The organism is Mucilaginibacter jinjuensis (assembly GCF_028596025.1).
Lineage (GTDB): Bacteria > Bacteroidota > Bacteroidia > Sphingobacteriales > Sphingobacteriaceae > Mucilaginibacter > Mucilaginibacter jinjuensis.
Genome location: NZ_CP117167.1, coordinates 3360828 through 3378522 on the forward strand (window position 1 = coordinate 3360828; position 17695 = coordinate 3378522).

The window sequence follows — 17695 nt, forward strand, 5'->3', positions numbered from 1 at the left end:
ATGAAAAAAACTTTACTAAGCCTTTCTTTCTTAAGCCTTTCCTTAAGCCTTTTTGCGCAAACTTATGATCAAAAACAGGTGGCCCTGCAGAAGGAAGTATGGGACGCAGCCAGCCCCGAATTTAAGGTAACATCAATCCCCGAAGATTTAAATAAAGAAAGTGCTGTGGTTATAGCCAGGTCTTTCAATTTAAAAAGATCTGTACACATTAAGAGCGAAATATCTAGGTTATTTCATGAAAGAGTGAAAATTAATGACAAGGTTGCACTTGAAAAGTATTCGACACTCGAATATCAGCGGCGTGAGGTAACAGGCTTTTTTATATCCCGCAACACCAAAGAAACAGTTGTTGGGGTAAAAATTATTAAACCTAACGGCAGCGAAATAATTGTGCCAACGAATGAAGAAGTATTATTGAAGAACGATAAGAATGGTAAAAATCTGACGGGAAAAATTGCTGTTTCTGGTTTACAAACAGGAGATATTTTAGATTATTACGTATCATATTCTAAATCTTCATTAATGAGATCAGGCGAATCATACCAGGAAAACGATAACCTGATTATGCTAACCAATGAATACCCGATATTATTTTATGATCTGAAATTTCAGTTCAATAGCAAATTAGATGTACAATGTGTTTATGGAAACAATGCACCACATTTTACTGAAACTAAGGACAAAGATGATAACCGCATTTTTGCTATAACATTAACCAACCTGCCTAAATACCAAACATACTTATGGACTTCGCCGCTAAGGCAATATCCTTATATTGAAATTGGCAGCGAATTTGGTATGGAACAAACAGCTTTTGGTCGTAAGCGTGACAAAACCCCAACAGCATTTGATTCGAATAAAAGCGATTTTGAAAGCACCTTCAATGAAAATACACATTACTATTTTAAAGACCCTGAAAAACAGCTGAAAGATTATTTTGATGGCAATAAAGGTGTTAAAGCCGCATCAAAAGATACTTTATTGAAGGTTCTGTACGATATATGGAAATATAATACTTTTTGTACCTATACGGCAGATAACATTAAGGACGGCATAGATTTTAATGCCCGCCGGGCAAATGGTTCATACAATGCCATGATGATGACCTTGCTGTTAAATGATCTCAAAATTGAAAACGATATTGCCCTTGTAAGTTCGCGAACCAGTAATACACTGGAGAATGTTTTTAATCCGGATGATTTTACAGCAATAGTAAGAGTAAAAGATGGCGGAAAAACATATTATATGTGCTTTGATGATGTGGTAACCCATTTTAATGAAATTCCGGCAAGGTACCAAGGTGAAAATGCAATTATCTTATATCCCAAAAGAAAAGGTATAACCACCTATTCTTTTACTGAAGGAGTAGATATAATGCCGATACAACCAAGTGCAGAAAATACGCTATCAGAGAAGTTGAATGTTTCATTATTGCCGGATAACATGCAGAAGCTAAAGATTGAAAGGCAGGTTAGAGAAACAGGGGATATGCGACATGACGATCAAAAGGACCTTTTGGCCTATGACGAAATAGATAATTATTATACCAATTTGGTAAAAGGCGACGATTTACAAAAACGGCTTCGTAAGTTTCCTGAAACCAGTAGAATGTATGATGCATTTCAGGCTGCTTTTAATGATTCGCGAAATAATATCCCTAAAATTTTTACAGCCAAAATCAAAGCGCAATACGATCAGGAGCCTGAACAGTTGAGCAACTTTAAAATAGTTAATAATGCACTTGAAAATACAAACCCTGTTTTTGAATATAATTCAACCTTTGTGTTAAATAACATGGTGAAAAAAGCTGGGGCTAATTATATAGTAGATGCGGGTAAACTAACCGGTGGCTTTTTAACCCTTACCGATAAAGAAAAAGATCGCAAAATTGATGTGTATATGAATGCTGCACGCACCATAACCTATACTATTTCAATTAATATCCCTAAAGGATACAGCGTTAAGGGGCTGGAAGAATTGGTAAAAAACAGCTCTAATAAAACAGGTTCGTTTGCATCAACAGCAACACTTAACGGTAATGTTTTAAATATCAAAGTTACGCGTGTTTATAACAGTAATTTCGAAAAGGTGACCGACTGGAAATCGCTGATGGCTATTATAGACGCTGCTGCCGAGTTTAATGGCAAGCAAATCCTTTTAGAAAAACAAGGTTAACAACCATTCGGAGAAGGGCAAAGAAGCACATTGGTATTTATATCAATGTGCTTTCTTATTTAATAGGTAACTCCTGCTACTGCCACTCACCACTGTTACTAAAAACTTACGAACTTCCTGTCTTTCGGACTTCCCGACTAAATACTACATTTGCATCCTTATGACAGCTCAGGAAATACGTCAGGCTTTTTTAGACTTTTTTGCTTCTAAAGGGCACACCATCGTGCCATCGGCACCCATCGTTGTAAAAAACGACCCTACTTTAATGTTCACCAATGCTGGTATGAACCAGTTTAAGGATATATTTTTAGGCGAAGCACCCGCCAAGGCACCTCGTGTAGCCGATACCCAACGTTGTTTACGTGTATCGGGCAAACATAACGATTTGGAGGAGGTGGGTATCGATACCTATCACCACACCATGTTCGAGATGCTGGGCAACTGGAGCTTTGGCGACTACTTTAAAAAAGAAGCCATTGCTTGGAGTTGGGAACTGCTGACAAAAGTTTACGGCATTGATGAAGACCGCCTGTACGTTACCTATTTTGAGGGTGACGAGAAAGAAGGTTTAGCTAAAGACCAGGAAGCCTACGATTTCTGGAAACAATATGTAGACGAAAGCCGCATCTTGCCTGGTAACAAAAAGGACAACTTCTGGGAAATGGGCGAAACCGGCCCCTGCGGTCCGTGTTCTGAAATCCACTACGATGGCCGCAGCAATGAAGAACGTGCCAAAGTACCGGGCGCAAGCCTGGTAAATGCTGATGATCCGAACGTTATTGAGATCTGGAACAACGTATTTATGCAGTTTAACCGCCTTAAAGACGGTAGCTTACAGTCATTGCCAAACAAACACGTGGATACCGGTATGGGTTTCGAGCGTTTGGTGCGTGTACTGCAAAATAAGACTTCGAACTACGATACCGACGTTTTTCAGCCAATGATCCAATTCATTGCAGAGAAAAGCGGTAAGAAATATAATGCTGCTGCCGTACCCGGTGATGCCGACTGGAATGATGCCGTAGCCATGCGTGTAATGGCTGACCATATCCGTGCTATCAGCTTTGCGATATCAGATGGTCAGTTACCATCAAATAATAAGGCAGGCTATGTAATCCGCAGGATTCTGCGCCGTGCTGTGCGTTATTCATATCAATATCTGGGTTTTAAAGAGCCATTCTTAAACCAGTTAGTGCCTTTACTGGCCGATCAGTTTAAGGGTGTGTTTGACGAGTTGTATTCACAGAAAGATTTTGTGCAGAAAGTAGTTTTGGAAGAAGAGAACTCTTTCTTAAGAACACTTGAAACAGGATTAAGCCGTTTTGATCAAGCAGTAGCTACAACTGATAACAAAATTATTTCTGGCGAAGCAGCATTTGAACTTTCTGACACATTTGGCTTTCCGTTCGATTTAACCGAATTGATTGCCCGTGAAAAAGGTTTTTCTGTAGATATTGAAGGCTTCGAGATCGAACTTCAAAAGCAAAAGAACCGCTCACGTTTAGCAACCGCCGTTGATACCGGCGATTGGGTAATGGTGGGCCGCGACAAACCAACTTATTTTGTTGGTTATGATCAGTTTCAAACCGAAGCACGCATTATCAAATACCGTAAGGTAACTGCCAAAGGCAAAGAGCAATACCAGATTGTATTGGATGAAACTCCCTTTTATGCAGAAAGCGGTGGCCAGGTAGGTGATAGCGGTGTACTAAGTCCAACTAAGTTTAAAAAAGACGATAGCCAGGATTATAAGGATTATGATGATATAATCATTACTGATACCCAGAAAGAGAACGGTTTGATTGTGCATTATACTGATGCTATTAACCCTAATATTGATCTTACAGCGCCTGTTTACGCAATTATAGATAATGGTAAACGCATGCTTACCGAAAGCAACCACTCGGCAACCCACTTGTTACAGGCAGCGTTAAGACAAATACTGGGCGACCACGTAGCACAAAAAGGCTCATTGGTAAATGCAGATTACCTGCGTTTCGACTTTTCGCACTTCAGCAAAATATCTGATGGGGATCTGGAAGCAATTGAGCGAACTGTTAACGCTAAGATTCGCGAGGATGTACATTTGAAAGAAGAACGCAACGTACCATACCAGCAAGCTTTAGATAGCGGTGTAACCGCACTTTTTGGCGAAAAGTATGGTGATTTTGTACGCGTAATTACTTTCGATGATAACTTCTCGAAAGAGCTTTGCGGCGGTACACACGTAAAATCAACCGGGCAAATTGGGTTCTTCAAAATTATATCAGAAAGTGCCGTAGCAGCCGGTGTACGCCGTATTGAGGCCATTACCGGTGTTATTGCCGAAAACTATATCAGCGACCAAAGTAAACTGGTGCAGCAATTAAAGGAATTGCTGAAAAACCCGAAAGATGTTGCCGCAAGCGTGCAAAACTTACTGGACGAAAACGCTAAGCTTAAAAAGGAAATAGAGAAAAATATCCAGCTTAAAGCATCTGGTTTAAAAACAGAACTGGCAGAGAAGGCACAAGATATTAACGGTATCAATTTCATTGCAGAGCGTGTAGCCCTGCCAAATGCGGATGCTGTTAAAACCCTGGCATACCAGTTAAAAGATATTGTACCCAATCTGTTCCTGGTATTAGCTGCAGATTTTGACGGCAAACCTAACATCACTGTTATGATTGCCGAAAATCTGGTAAAAGATAAAGGCCTTAACGCAGGCAACATCGTTCGCGAACTGGCCAAAGAGATTCAGGGTGGTGGCGGTGGCCAGCCTTTCTTTGCTACAGCTGGTGGTAAGGATTTGAGTGGTTTGGATAAGGTGTTGAGTAAAGCGGTTTCGTTTATTCAATAACGTAAATCTCAACCCGTCATCCCGTCCCGACTATCGTTGGGATCGGGATCCCACAGGACAGGCAAACGTGCTTGGTATACTGCATACCCGTCCTGTGGGGTGCTGAAACAAGTTCAGCATGACGTGTATGGTGTACCCATGACGTATCGCAAAAAAACTTTGCATATTTTAAAATATCATTTAGATTTGGCCAGCCAATTATAAACGCGTTAGTTTAACTCCTCCTGTAAGTTAAATTAGCGCGTTGACTATTTATAACCTATTTGTAAATCTGCAAACACAAATTTCTGCTATAATATTCGTCGTATTTATCGAAACTGATTTTAAACTTTATACCGATTAACACTATATTGCGCTTTAATAACTATACAGCGTTATATATGATGCAAATCAGGTATAACCGAATTTTGCTATGACAGAAATATCAGACAGGGTAATTGAACAATACGAGTTAGTAATAGGCCTCGAGGTTCATGCCCAGTTATCAACGCAAAGCAAAGCCTTCTGTTCAGATTCGGCTGCTTATGGCGCAATGCCAAACCACCATGTAAGTATGGTGTCAATCGGTCACCCGGGTACTTTGCCATTCGCTAATGAGCGTATGGTTGAGTATGCAGTTAAAATGGGCCTGGCTTGCGGCTGCGCAATAAATCCTTACAATACTTTTGCCCGTAAAAATTATTTCTACGCCGATTCGCCGCGTGGTTACCAGATAACGCAGGATCAGCAGCCGATTTGCATTGGCGGCCGGATCCCCATCCGTTTAAGTGACGGTACCGAAAAAGCAATTGCCATTCACCATATCCACATGGAAGACGATGCCGGTAAAAGCATCCACGATCAGGATGATAGAAACTCACTGATCGATTTAAACCGTGCCGGTGTACCGTTGCTGGAAATTGTTTCTGAACCCGATATGCGCAGTGGCGAAGAAGCCGCCCTATATTTTAACGAGATCCGCAAAATTGTACGCTACCTCGATATTTGCGATGGCAATATGGAAGAGGGTAGTTTACGTTGTGATGTAAATATCTCAGTCCGCAAAAAAGGAGCGACAGAATATGGTAACCGTTGTGAGGTAAAGAATTTAAACTCGGTGCGTAACGTGCAGCGGGCTATTGAGTACGAGTTTCTGCGTCAGGTTGCAGTAATTGAAAACGGTGGCTATATCGACCAAAATACCCTGAATTTTAATGCCGATACTGGTGAGACTTCTGTTTTAAGAAGCAAGGAAATGGCAAACGATTACCGCTATTTCCCCGAGCCCGATTTGGTACCGGTAAGCATTTCGCACGAATATATTGAACGTGTTAAGGCAGGAATGTCGGCTTTGCCATCAGAGCTATATCATAAATATATTACAGATTTAGGCTTAACTGATTATGATGCTTCGGTATTAACATCAGATAAAGAGCTGGCTTTATTCTTCGAGCAGTTGATTCAGCATACGGCTAATTATAAATCGGCTGCCAACTGGATGATGGGGCCGGTTAAATCGTATCTGAACGAGCACAGTTCAACTTTAATTGAATCGGGATTAAACCCCAAAGATCTTGCTGACGTAATAGCTTTGGTTGATAGCGGTAAGATCAATAATACAGTGGCTGCTCAAAAGCTTTTCCCGGCCTTGTTAAAACATTCGGGCAAAAGTGTGGTAGAACTGGCAGAACAGCTAAATTTGCTGATCAGCGAAAACAGCGACGACCTGCAGCTATTTATACAGGAAGCGTTGCAAAAACATCCTGATAAGGTAAAGGAATACCAAAAAGGAAAAAAAGGAGTTTTAGGTTTGTTTATGGGCGAAATTATGAAACGCTCGAAAGGGAAGATCGACCCGCAAAAAACAAATCAGCTATTAATGAAAGCATTAGAAAACGCATAAACATCAAATGAAAAACACATATAAAATTTATACTGCAGCGTTAATGGTTGCTGCACTGGCATCGTGCAAGGATAAAAACGGATTTAAGATTGACGGCGAGGTTAGCAATTTTGGTAAAGCCAAAAAGGTTTATCTTTTGGCCGCTGATACGGCGAGTGTAACGGTTGTTGATTCGACCCAGATTGCACCGGATGGTAAATTTGAATTTAAAAGATCGACCCCATACAGCAATTTATTTAAGATCCGCGCCAATGACGCCATTTTTGATCTGATTGCCCAAAACGGTGATGAAATTAATTTCAAAACAAACCTGGCCGATTCGGCTCATGCTTACCAGGTAAGCGGTTCTGATGAATCAGCAAAAATTCAGGACTTTAACAAGATCAGTAATTTGTACGGTGAGAAAAACTCCAAATTGGTTGCAGAATATCAGTCTAAAGCAGCAGCGGGTGGTAAGCAAGATTCATTACTGAAAATCTATACACCGATTTTCCAAAACAACCTGAGCGATTACAGCAAAGCTGTTTTGAAATTTGTTAACGATAATAAGAAATCACTGGCCGGTTTCTATGCAGCAACCTCGTTAGATGGCATGCGCTACGAGTCGGACCTGGTGAAATATGCAGATGACATCCAGGGAGAATTTAAGGATAACCCCGGCGTGCAAAAATTTATTAAACAAATGATGGCTGCCAAGCCGCTTTCGGTAGGGCATAAGGCACCTGATTTTACCACCAATGATATGAATGGCAAGCCGGTGAAACTGTCGGACTTTAAAGGCAAATACGTACTGGTTGATTTCTGGGCTTCATGGTGTGCACCTTGCCGTGCCGAGAACCCTAACGTTGTAAAACTGTACGGACAGTATCATGATAAGGGCTTAAATATCCTGGGTATATCATTGGATACTGATAAAAGTGATTGGCAGAAAGCGGTGAATGCTGATAAATTAACGTGGCAACATGCATCAGACCTAAAACGTTTTGAAGGCCCAACCGAGGTGTTATATCATATCGAAGCTATCCCGTCAAACTTTTTCATTGACCCACAGGGAGTTATTGTAGCTAAGAACGTAACCGGCCTTGATCTTGAAGAAATTTTAAAGAAGACGTTCAGCAAGCCCTAACTTATTGTTAACTAATTATGAAGATTAACAATTTGTTAACAATTAACTAATCATTTGGTGCTTTAAAGCAGTTACTTTTATGCAAAATTTAGCTCTATGAGTACTTCGACCAAACACAAAATTTTAATTGTTGACGACGAACCGGATATTCTTGAATTGATAGAATATAATTTAAAGAAAGAAGGTTATCAGGTTTATTCGGCAAGCAACGGCCAGGAAGGTGTTAATGAGGCTAAAAAGGTTTTGCCAGACCTAATCATCTTAGACATTATGATGCCTAAAATGGATGGGATAGAAGCCTGCCGCATTATGCGTACCATGCCCGAGTTTAAAAATACCTTTATGGTGTTTTTAACTGCACGCAGCGAAGAGTACTCTGAAATTGCCGGCTTTAACGTTGGCGCCGATGATTACATTGCCAAACCAATTAAGCCACGCGCACTGGTAAGCCGCATCAACGCCATATTACGCAGAAACTCTTCTCCGGAAGAAGTGAGCGACAATAAGCTTGAAGTGAGCGACCTTGTTATTGACCGTGAAGCTTATCTGGTTTTCCAGAACGGAAACAAGGTGGTATTAGCCAAAAAGGAATTTGAGCTGTTGTACTTACTGGCCTCAAAACCAGGTAAAGTATACACCCGCGAAAACATACTGAAAAACATCTGGGAAGATTCGGTAGTAGTTACCAACCGTACCATTGATGTGCACATCCGCAAACTACGCGAAAAACTGGGCGAACAATATGTTGCCACAGTAAAAGGAGTAGGCTACAAATTTGAAGCATAACAAAAACGGCCCCCGATAATTCGGGGGCCGTTTTTGTTATATGGTTCTTTTTCTTTTGTAGAGACACAATACTTTGTGTCTCCTGATTAATTTGTATACGAGACACAAGGTATTGTGTCTCTACGGTGTTAGGCTGTTTTCTTTTTTGTTGTGCTTGCCGCTTTTGGCGCAGCTGCCTTTGTTGCTTTGGCAGCAGGCTTGGTTTCTTTTTTTACGGCTGCCTTTGTTTTATCAGCCGCTTTGGTAACAGTTTTTGCTGCACTTGCTTTAGCTGCTGTCGCTTTATGTGCAGTTGTATCTGCTGCAGATTTAACTGCTGTGTTAGCTTTAGTAGCCGTGGTTTTTGCTGCTGATGCTGCTTTAGCCGGTGCCGCTTTAACAGCCGCTGTTGCCGATTTTTTAGCAGCAGGTGCTTTGGCTTTAGCTGTAGAAACTTTAGCTTTTATCTCTTTAGTAGCTTTAGTTACCGTTTTAGCAATGGCTTCTTTAGCGTCAGTAGCTTTGTCTTCCACTGTTTCTACAATGTCCTCAGTTTTATCCTTGGTGCCTTCCCAGATTTCTGAAACCTGGTCGATTATTTTTTCGAAGAAACCTTTTTCTTCGGATGCGGTGGTTTTACTTTTAGTGCTCATGTTATTATAGGGTTTGATGTAAGTAAATATTTGGATAATAATTGCTTAACATGGATAATAATATTTTGTTTTTGCAGTACTTAAGTGCTTGTTAAATGTTAAGGTGGAGTGTATCAGTAATTAACCGTATTTTTGTGGCCGTTAAATATGAAGATTCCAAAATTTGCAGACCTGATATTGTTTGAAGACGATAATATAATTGTAGTTAACAAACCCCCGTTTATAAGTACCCTCGATGAGCGCGAAGGCGCCGAGATTAACATGCTGCGTTTAGCCAAAAGCTATCACGACGATGCACAGATATGCCATCGCCTGGATAAAGAGACCTCTGGCGCACTGATTATTGCTAAAAACCCCGAAGCTTACCGCCTGGTATCTATGCAGTTTGAGCGCCGGAAGGTTAAAAAAGTATACCATGCTGTGATAGAAGGCACGCATGTGTTTGAAGAACTATTTGTAGACCTGCCCATCCTTAACACCGGTAAAGGCAGTGTAAGCATCAGCAGACAAGATGGCAAACGGGCCGAAACCTGGTTTCAATCTTTAAAATATTATAAACATTACACCCTGGTAGAGTGCCGCCCGGTAACAGGCCGAATGCACCAGATCCGTATCCACCTGGCTACCCAACGCGCCTCAATTGCCGGCGACGAAATGTATAAAGGTAAGCCTGTGTTCCTGTCGTCGCTTAAGCGCAAATACCATTTAGGTAAAGACCAGGAAGAGCAACCGATTATGAAACGTTTCGCCTTGCATGCTTTCGAGGTTACCTTTAAAATCAATGAAGAAACTGAAGTAACTATCCACGCACCGTATCCTAAAGATTTTGACACATTATTGAAATTGCTGGATAAATTCGACTCGTAGCCCTTAGTTGTCGGTTGTCTGTTATCAGTTGTCGGCAATAATATAAATACAAAAGGTGCAGATAATGCGCCTTTTGTATTTATATTATTGATGAACTACTCACATAATCACTAGTCACTACTAAGGTCTATTGAGTGACATAGATTTTGAAATAGGGAATAGTTTGCGATGCGCCTGAGCTTTGCCTTATTTCAAAGTTTCCATAGTTGCTTTTCTGTAGTAAGTTCTGCACTGCCTTACAGTAATTTAGCTGCGAAACGCTATAATAAACAATCTGGTTATTAACCTTCGATAGCGAGTAATTAGGGACTGATACATCTGATTGTGCGCCGTGATCTTTTAGTAGTTTATTTATTGAAGTTGCTTTTGTTTTTTGTGAAGCGTCGGAATAATAAACTTTGATATTTGAATAGCCTAAAAGTATATCGCTCTGACTTTTAATAATGTCATTACCTTCTTTATTATAAACCACACCCTCTTTTTCCTGATAAGAAGAATACCAGGGATAAGATAATACCTTTTTTGCGAAAGTACTATCCATTAACCTAAGCAGATAGTTGGCATTATTTCTTTTTAAGGTATCACCAGACGAAATATCCTGAGAATATTGCTCCACCAAATTCAGCTGGAAACTTCTGTCGGTATTAATAGAATCTAACTTCTGTTTATCCGCAGTTAATTTTAATTGAGTTTCGTTTGATCGCCATCCAACTACCCCTAATACTACAGTAGAAATACAAAGAATAATGGGAATAATGATTCTTTCAATAAGCGTTAACCAGCCGGGCTTCTGTTCTTTTAAAGCATCTTTTACAAGATCTTTCAGTCGCTGTTCTTCTTCATGAGTCATAAATACAGGTTTAAGGTTATCTGGTATTTGTACTTTGAATAGAACTAATATATTAAAAGTTTAACTATCGAGCAATTATTTGGTTGTCCGTTGTCTGTTATCAGTTGTCAGCAAAAAAAATACAAATAAAAAAGGCGCATTATTTGCGCCTTTTTTATTTAATACTATGTGTGAACTACTCACTAATCACCATTCACAACTCACCACTAAGTCGTGTAGCCCAGTATCTTCAATACTTGTTTGCTATTTTGCTCTTCGCCAAATACCTCGAAGTTGAATGTCTCGTCGCGGTTTCTGCGGATGATAACGTGTTTAGGCGATGGCAGCAGGCAGTGATGGATACCACCATAACCGCTCAATACTTCCTGGTAAGCGCCGGTGTTAAAGAAACCCAGGTATTGTACCTTACGTGTCTTCGGCATAAACACACTGTTCATGTGGGCTTCCTGGTTGTAATAATCCTGACCGTCGCAGGTAATACCACCTAAGTTTACACGCTCGTATTCAGAATCCCAGTTGTTAATTGGCAGCAGGATGTATTTTTGGTTCAGAGCCCAAACATCAGGCAGGTTGGTAATGAATGAACCATCCAGCATTAACCAGCGCTCGCGGTCGTTCTGTTGCTTGCGGCCCAATACTTTGTAAAGGATACCGGAAGCTTCAGCCACGGTATATTTACCAAACTCGGTGATAATATCCGGTTCGATGGTGTCATTCTCGGCACAGATTTCTTTGATACGGCTTACAATCTCGTTTACCATGTATTCGTAATCGAAATCAAATACCAGCGAATCTTTAAACGGCATACCACCGCCAATATCCAAAGTATCCAGATCCGGGTTGATCTTTTTCAGCTTGCAATACAGGGTAACATATTTCTCCAGCTCGTTCCAGTAATAGGGCGTGTCAGAGATACCAGAATTGATGAAGAAGTGCAGTAACTTTAATTTAAAGTTAGGGTTTTTCTCAATTTTGTTGTAGTAAAAATCGATGATGTCTTCCTGGCGGATACCCAGACGCGAAGTATAGAATTGCGAATCAGGTTGCTCCTCAGCTGCGATACGGATACCCAGGTTACAAGGGGTGTCCATCTCAATCTCGTCATCAAAAATGTTGAACTCTTCTTTGTTATCCAGCACCGGGATGATGTTACTGAATCCATCGTGCAGCATATCAATAATATACTGTTTGTACTGGAAGGTTTTAAAACCATTGCAGATCACAGTAATATCTTTGGTTACCACACCTTTTTTCTCCAGCGCATCAATCATCGGCATATCAAAGGCTGATGATGTTTCAAGGTGGATGTCGTTGCGCAACGCCTCTTCAACAATATGTTTGAAGTGCGAACTCTTGGTGCAATAGCAATACTTATAACTACCGCGGTAGTTGTTTTTCACAATAGCCTGCTGAAACATCAGCTTGGCCTGTTGTATTTTTTTTGAGATAATGGGCAGATAGGTAAAACGCAGGGGGGTGCCGTACGTTTCTATCATCTCCATCAGGTTCAGATCGTTAAAGAATAATTCGTCTTCTATGATCTCGAAACCCTCCTGCGGGAAACCCACACTCAGGTCAAGGAACTCCTGGTAACTTTGCATCTATTTTTACTACTATATTTTGCGCAAAAATGTGATTTTTTTAATTAACAAAGCGCTTTATTTTTTAATATGTTGAAATGATTACTTTTAGTTAACGTTTATGTTAAATATTAGAGAAAAATGACCGACAGAAACAACTGGTAATCAATTAAATATAAACACATTCGCGCACTTTTCGATACTTTAATACCTTACAGAAAAAACTATAAATTTCTAAGCTACAATTTTAGGTAAATGTACCTCTGCCAACATACAGCGTGCGCTGCCACCACCGAGGGTTTCAATCGTATCAAGATCAGCATAAATTAAACGGGCGTATTTGCTGAGGATAGTAACCTGTTCTGCGGTTAAAGATTGATAGGCTTTTTGCGACATTACCAATAGCTTTTCCCCACTTATACTTTCAACTTCCAGCATATTGCCGGCAAACTGGTTCATCTGCTCGAAAGTAATATCGATTACCTCTTTACCAGATTGTTTTAAAGTGTTAACTACCAGTTGTTTTTCCTGCGCATCTTTAATACTATCGAGACAAATAACAGCAAAAGCAGTACCGATACACATTACCACATTGGTATGATATATAGGTTGATTATTTGCATCTACTGAATTAAATAACAGTACTTTATAATTTTCCTGCTTACTAAATGCTTCAAGTACTTCAGCATCAGTGCGAGGGGAGAGGCAGGCGTAGGCAATTTTATTAATCCGATCCAAAACCATACTGCCGGTACCTTCCAGGAATTGATTCAATTCTTCAAAATGGCTCAGATCTATCACATGCTTAACGCTGTAACTTTCTTCGAGTTGGCGGATAATATCTTTCCGACGTTCCAGTCGGCGGTTCTCTGCTTGCATGGGGTAGAGCAATATGTCGCCATTATCATGAAACGAGATCCAATTGTTTGGGAATATGGAATCTGGTGTATGCGGCGATGGTGTATCATCAATCACTATCACATTAACGCCGTTACTGTACAGCATAGCTACAAACGCATCAAACTCTTTTAATGCGTTGACCTGTGCTTCTTCGGCCTTTAAATCAATGTTGGTTTGGAAAGCGTTGCTTTCGGCCGTTTGCTCGTTATAACCAAACCTAACAGGTTTGATCATTAATATGGTAGATGTGGATTGGTTCATTTTTTAGTTCATTGGTTCATTGGTTCACTTGTTCATTGGTACTTGTTGCATAGTCTGCTCTTAGACTAATGAACCCAATGAACAAGTGAACCAATGAACATTTATATTTCGTCCCTTAACAGCGGCATACTCATACAGTGGAAACCACCGCGTGCGCGGGATAACTCAGACGATGGCATTAGTATCAACAGATCCTGCAAATCATCAATCGTAATCTTTTTATTTTCAAGCTGTTGTAGTAGCTTGGTTACTTTCACGGTTTTAAACCCACTGGCTTTAAATGCTTCTACTGTTTTATCGTTACGGTCATAGCCTAAAACAACGCCTTCTTTAAGGGCTAGCAGGTTGCACGAATCCGTCCATTGCTCGCGGGCATCAAAAGGGAAGGTGTTATTGCCTGAATAGATGAACTTTGTAGGTTCTGTACTTTGCAGATCAACTTGACTAATATCATCCAGTAACTCCTCCAAACTCTTAAAGTGGCGTGGCTGCTGCTGATCGCTGAAAAACTGGATAATCTCCGGACGGTCTTTCAAACGTTTATCTACAAACCACGAGATTGGCTCAATTTCATTCACTGCTGCCTTGGTTATGGCCAGCGAACCCAGTAGTACCCAAACGTTTCGTTTTACCTGTGTAAAAATGGTATCGATGTGCATGTAGTCACGTTTATGCGGAATTTTAACTACGGTAACCTTCTTTACCACCTTGTTCTCAAACAGCAGTTTAATGGCCTCGTTAGCACCACTGGCGGATGTGCGCTCGCTGCAACCGATAATTACATGGTCGGCACTTACCACCATTACGTCGCCGCCTTCGAGGGTGGTACGTTCATCATTATCCTCGCCAGGGCGGAGGAAATATTGCTCCATCTCCGGAATCTCGATGATCTTGTCCTGGTAAGCAGCAAACAGCGGATGATTAAAGAAAATATAACGTGCCAGCAAAGTTTCGCGCGAGCGTGCTTTTTTAGCAGGTTTGTTAATGAGTACGTGGCCGTTAATGATGATGCCAATATCGCGCGAAAAGATCAGGTTGGGGATGGGGGCAAAGATCATCTTTCCGTCGCTTAACGAGCCTGATATAAATACTTTAGCCAGATCAACCGGGTTTGTATTGGTCAGCTGCTCCTGTAGGCGATAGTTGCAGCTTTCAATGGCGCACACCGAGGCTACCAGTTTTAAACGGGTTTCTTCATCAGCCAAAATATCTGTCAATAGCGACTGAAATTCGATGACTTTATTAGATGCGTGGAAGTTTTTGTTATCCGGCTTGTAGAAAGCACGTTCGTTTTCTGATGAATCGATCTCGGCTAATCGTCCGTTTATTTTTGCATCGTCCAGGAAATACATGAGCAGTTTAACGTAGTAATCATACTCGCCCTTGCGCATGGTATCCAGGTGAATAATGTCTTCAAAAAGCCAGTCCTGCGCTTTAGAGGGCACAACTTTACCCAAACCGCTATCGGGACTATGTATTAACAACGCACGTAAACGGCCAATTTCTGAGGTAACGTTGATCTTAAAATGTTTATCGTTTATCATAAAGTATTAACACAAATCTATATCAAATTTTCAGGATATAAATATTTCGGGCGGGTTGCGGCAATTTATTAATTTTGCCGAATGAATTTTATTATAGCAGCGGCTGTCAAAGCTGTTAAGACTTTATATAATACCGATATTGCCGAAGCCGATATTAATTTGCAGGAAACCCGCAAAGAGTTTGAAGGCCAGGTAACCATCGTTACTTTTCCGTTTACCCGGTTTTCTAAAAAATCACCGGAAAAAACCGGTACTGATATTGGCGAATTTCTTCAGAATGAAGTAAACGAGGTATCAGGCTTTAATGTGATTAAAGGATTCCTGAATATCTCGTTAAGCGATAGCTACTGGTTAGATCAGCTGAACAATACCATCCTTACACCTGATTTTACCGTAGGCAAACCAAACGGTAAAAAAGTAATGGTTGAATATTCTTCGCCAAATACCAATAAGCCTCTGCATTTGGGGCACGTACGCAATAACCTGTTGGGTTTTTCTGTTTCGGAAATTCTGGCTGCTGATGGTTACGAAGTGATTAAAGCTAATTTGGTGAACGATCGCGGCATCCACATCTGCAAATCAATGCTGGCCTGGCAAGATTTTGGCAATGGTGAGACCCCGGTTTCATCGCACATGAAAGGTGATAAATTGGTTGGTAAATATTATGTAATTGCCGACAAACAGATTAAAAAAGAATTAAGTTCAATTCTTGACGGGATTTATAAACAAAACGATTTATCTATATTTTCTACTAGTACATTAGTTAAAGTAAAAAGCCATCTTGAAAAGATATCTGTCTTAGAAAATAATATTTACAACGATATTGATAGACTTATCGATGATTTAGGTAAGATTGGTTACAATTACTTCGGTCTCCCATTTCACAGAAATTGTGAATCTATTCTTGATAAAGAAATCTCTGTTAAACAATTATTTGCAATAACTACATCTGAATTTTCAGCAGAAGACAAAGAGGTTAAATTGAAACAACTAAACAAATTGTTAAAAACGGCTTTAGAAAGTGAAGAAAAAATTGAAAAAGAAAAAGAAGAGATAACTGCACTTGCAAAATCTGCAACTCCTTTTACCAAGCGGGCACAAGGAATGTTAAAAAAATGGGAGGCTGACGACGAAGAGGTAATTAGTCTTTGGAAAACGATGAATGGCTGGGTTTATGAAGGTTTTACAGAAACCTACAATAAACTTGGTGTTAGCTTCGATAAATTCTACTACGAATCTAACACCTACTTATTGGGTAAAGATATTGTAGAAGAAGGTTTAGCAAGTGGCGTGTTCTTCCAAAAGCCAGATGGCTCTGTCTGGATAGATCTGACTGCTGATGGACTTGATGAAAAACTGGTACGCCGTGCCGATGGTACTTCGGTTTACATTACCCAGGATTTGGGTACTGCACAATTGAAATACGATGATTACCACATGGATGAATCTATTTACGTGGTTGGTAATGAGCAGGATTATCACTTTAAAGTGTTGTTCCTGATCCTCCAGAAATTGGGCAAAACATGGGCAAAAGGTTTATTCCATTTATCGTACGGTATGGTCGACCTGCCATCGGGTAAAATGAAATCGCGTGAAGGTACAGTTGTTGATGCCGATGACCTGATCTCTGAAATGGAGCAAACCGCCAAAACCCAAACCGAAGCATTAGGTAAGGTTGAAGGTTACAGCGAAGAAGATAAAAATCATCTTTACCACATCATTGGTATGGGAGCTCTAAAATACTTTTTGCTTAAAGTTGAGCCGAAAAAACGTCTGTTATTCGATCCTAATGAGTCGATAGATTTTCAGGGGCATACTGGTCCGTTTATACAGTACACCCATGCACGTATCAAATCGGTATTGAGCAGGGCAGGAGTTGATTATAGCGAAACTTTGCCGATAGAAACTTTAGATGCCGTTGAGCGCGACTTGATCATTGCCTTAACGCAGTTCCCGGAAATAATCAGTCAGGCGGCTAAAAACTATAGCCCGGCTATTATAGCAAACTATGTTTACGAACTCGCTAAAACCTTCAACAAGTTTTACCACGAAAAATCGATATTACAGGCTGAGGATGAAACTCTGAAGAAATTCCGTCTACAATTATCAGCTGCATCGGCAAGGGTGATAAGCAAAGGAATGGGATTGTTGGGTATTGAAGTGCCGGAAAGGATGTAAGGTATAGTGAGTGGTTGATTGAGTTAATCTATCGCTCTTCTTTCTCCGTCCGTCATGCTGAACTTGTTTCAGCAC

The 17695-nt window shown here is 40.4% G+C and carries 12 protein-coding genes; 7 read left to right on the plus strand and 5 right to left on the minus strand.

Annotated elements, in window-relative coordinates; genetic code table 11:
• The 5 genes from PQO05_RS15130 to PQO05_RS15150 all read left to right on the plus strand — a co-directional run bounded on the left by PQO05_RS15130 (position 1) and on the right by PQO05_RS15150 (position 8808).
• Positions 1–2175 carry a hypothetical protein gene (locus PQO05_RS15130; RefSeq protein WP_273628166.1) on the plus strand — a complete coding sequence of 725 codons (2175 nt, stop codon included), beginning with the start codon at positions 1–3 and terminating at the stop codon, positions 2173–2175.
• Positions 2176–2335: 160 nt separating this feature from the next.
• Positions 2336–5014 carry an alanine--tRNA ligase gene (gene alaS / locus PQO05_RS15135; RefSeq protein ID WP_273628167.1) on the plus strand — a complete coding sequence of 893 codons (2679 nt, stop codon included), beginning with the start codon at positions 2336–2338 and terminating at the stop codon, positions 5012–5014.
• Between the two features lie 412 nt (positions 5015–5426).
• Positions 5427–6896 (plus strand): Asp-tRNA(Asn)/Glu-tRNA(Gln) amidotransferase subunit GatB, encoded by a 1470-nt coding sequence (gene gatB, locus PQO05_RS15140; protein WP_273628168.1) that lies wholly within the window; start codon positions 5427–5429, stop codon positions 6894–6896.
• 7 nt (positions 6897–6903) lie between these two features.
• On the plus strand, positions 6904–8022 hold the full coding sequence (locus tag PQO05_RS15145; protein ID WP_273628169.1) for a TlpA disulfide reductase family protein: 1119 nt from the start codon (positions 6904–6906) through the stop codon (positions 8020–8022).
• A 96-nt stretch (positions 8023–8118) separates the two neighbouring features.
• Complete coding sequence (locus PQO05_RS15150) at positions 8119–8808, plus strand: response regulator transcription factor (RefSeq protein WP_273628170.1); 690 nt, start codon at positions 8119–8121, stop codon at positions 8806–8808.
• A gap of 128 nt (positions 8809–8936) precedes the next feature.
• Here PQO05_RS15150 and PQO05_RS15155 read toward each other — a convergent pair whose 3' ends face one another.
• Entirely contained in the window at positions 8937–9440 is a 504-nt protein-coding gene (locus PQO05_RS15155; RefSeq protein WP_273628172.1) for a hypothetical protein, read from the minus strand.
• A 147-nt stretch (positions 9441–9587) separates the two neighbouring features.
• Here PQO05_RS15155 and PQO05_RS15160 point away from each other — a divergent pair, with 147 nt between their 5' ends.
• A complete protein-coding gene (locus PQO05_RS15160) occupies positions 9588–10307 on the plus strand; it encodes an RluA family pseudouridine synthase (protein WP_273628173.1) in 720 nt (239 codons plus the stop codon).
• Between the two features lie 127 nt (positions 10308–10434).
• Here PQO05_RS15160 and PQO05_RS15165 read toward each other — a convergent pair whose 3' ends face one another.
• From PQO05_RS15165 to PQO05_RS15180, 4 genes are all read right to left on the minus strand, one after another.
• Positions 10435–11157, minus strand: a complete 723-nt coding sequence (locus tag PQO05_RS15165; RefSeq protein WP_273628174.1) for a hypothetical protein — start codon at positions 11155–11157, stop codon at positions 10435–10437.
• 206 nt (positions 11158–11363) lie between these two features.
• Entirely contained in the window at positions 11364–12758 is a 1395-nt protein-coding gene (locus PQO05_RS15170) for an arginine decarboxylase (RefSeq protein WP_273628175.1), read from the minus strand.
• 213 nt (positions 12759–12971) lie between these two features.
• Complete coding sequence (gene ctlX, locus PQO05_RS15175) at positions 12972–13898, minus strand: citrulline utilization hydrolase CtlX (RefSeq protein ID WP_273628176.1); 927 nt, start codon at positions 13896–13898, stop codon at positions 12972–12974.
• 101 nt (positions 13899–13999) lie between these two features.
• Positions 14000–15442 (minus strand): arginine deiminase family protein, encoded by a 1443-nt coding sequence (locus tag PQO05_RS15180; protein WP_273628179.1) that lies wholly within the window; start codon positions 15440–15442, stop codon positions 14000–14002.
• An 81-nt stretch (positions 15443–15523) separates the two neighbouring features.
• Between PQO05_RS15180 and argS the strand changes: the two genes are divergently transcribed.
• Positions 15524–17620 (plus strand): arginine--tRNA ligase, encoded by a 2097-nt coding sequence (gene argS / locus PQO05_RS15185; protein WP_273628180.1) that lies wholly within the window; start codon positions 15524–15526, stop codon positions 17618–17620.
• The last annotated feature ends 75 nt before the right edge of the window (positions 17621–17695 follow it).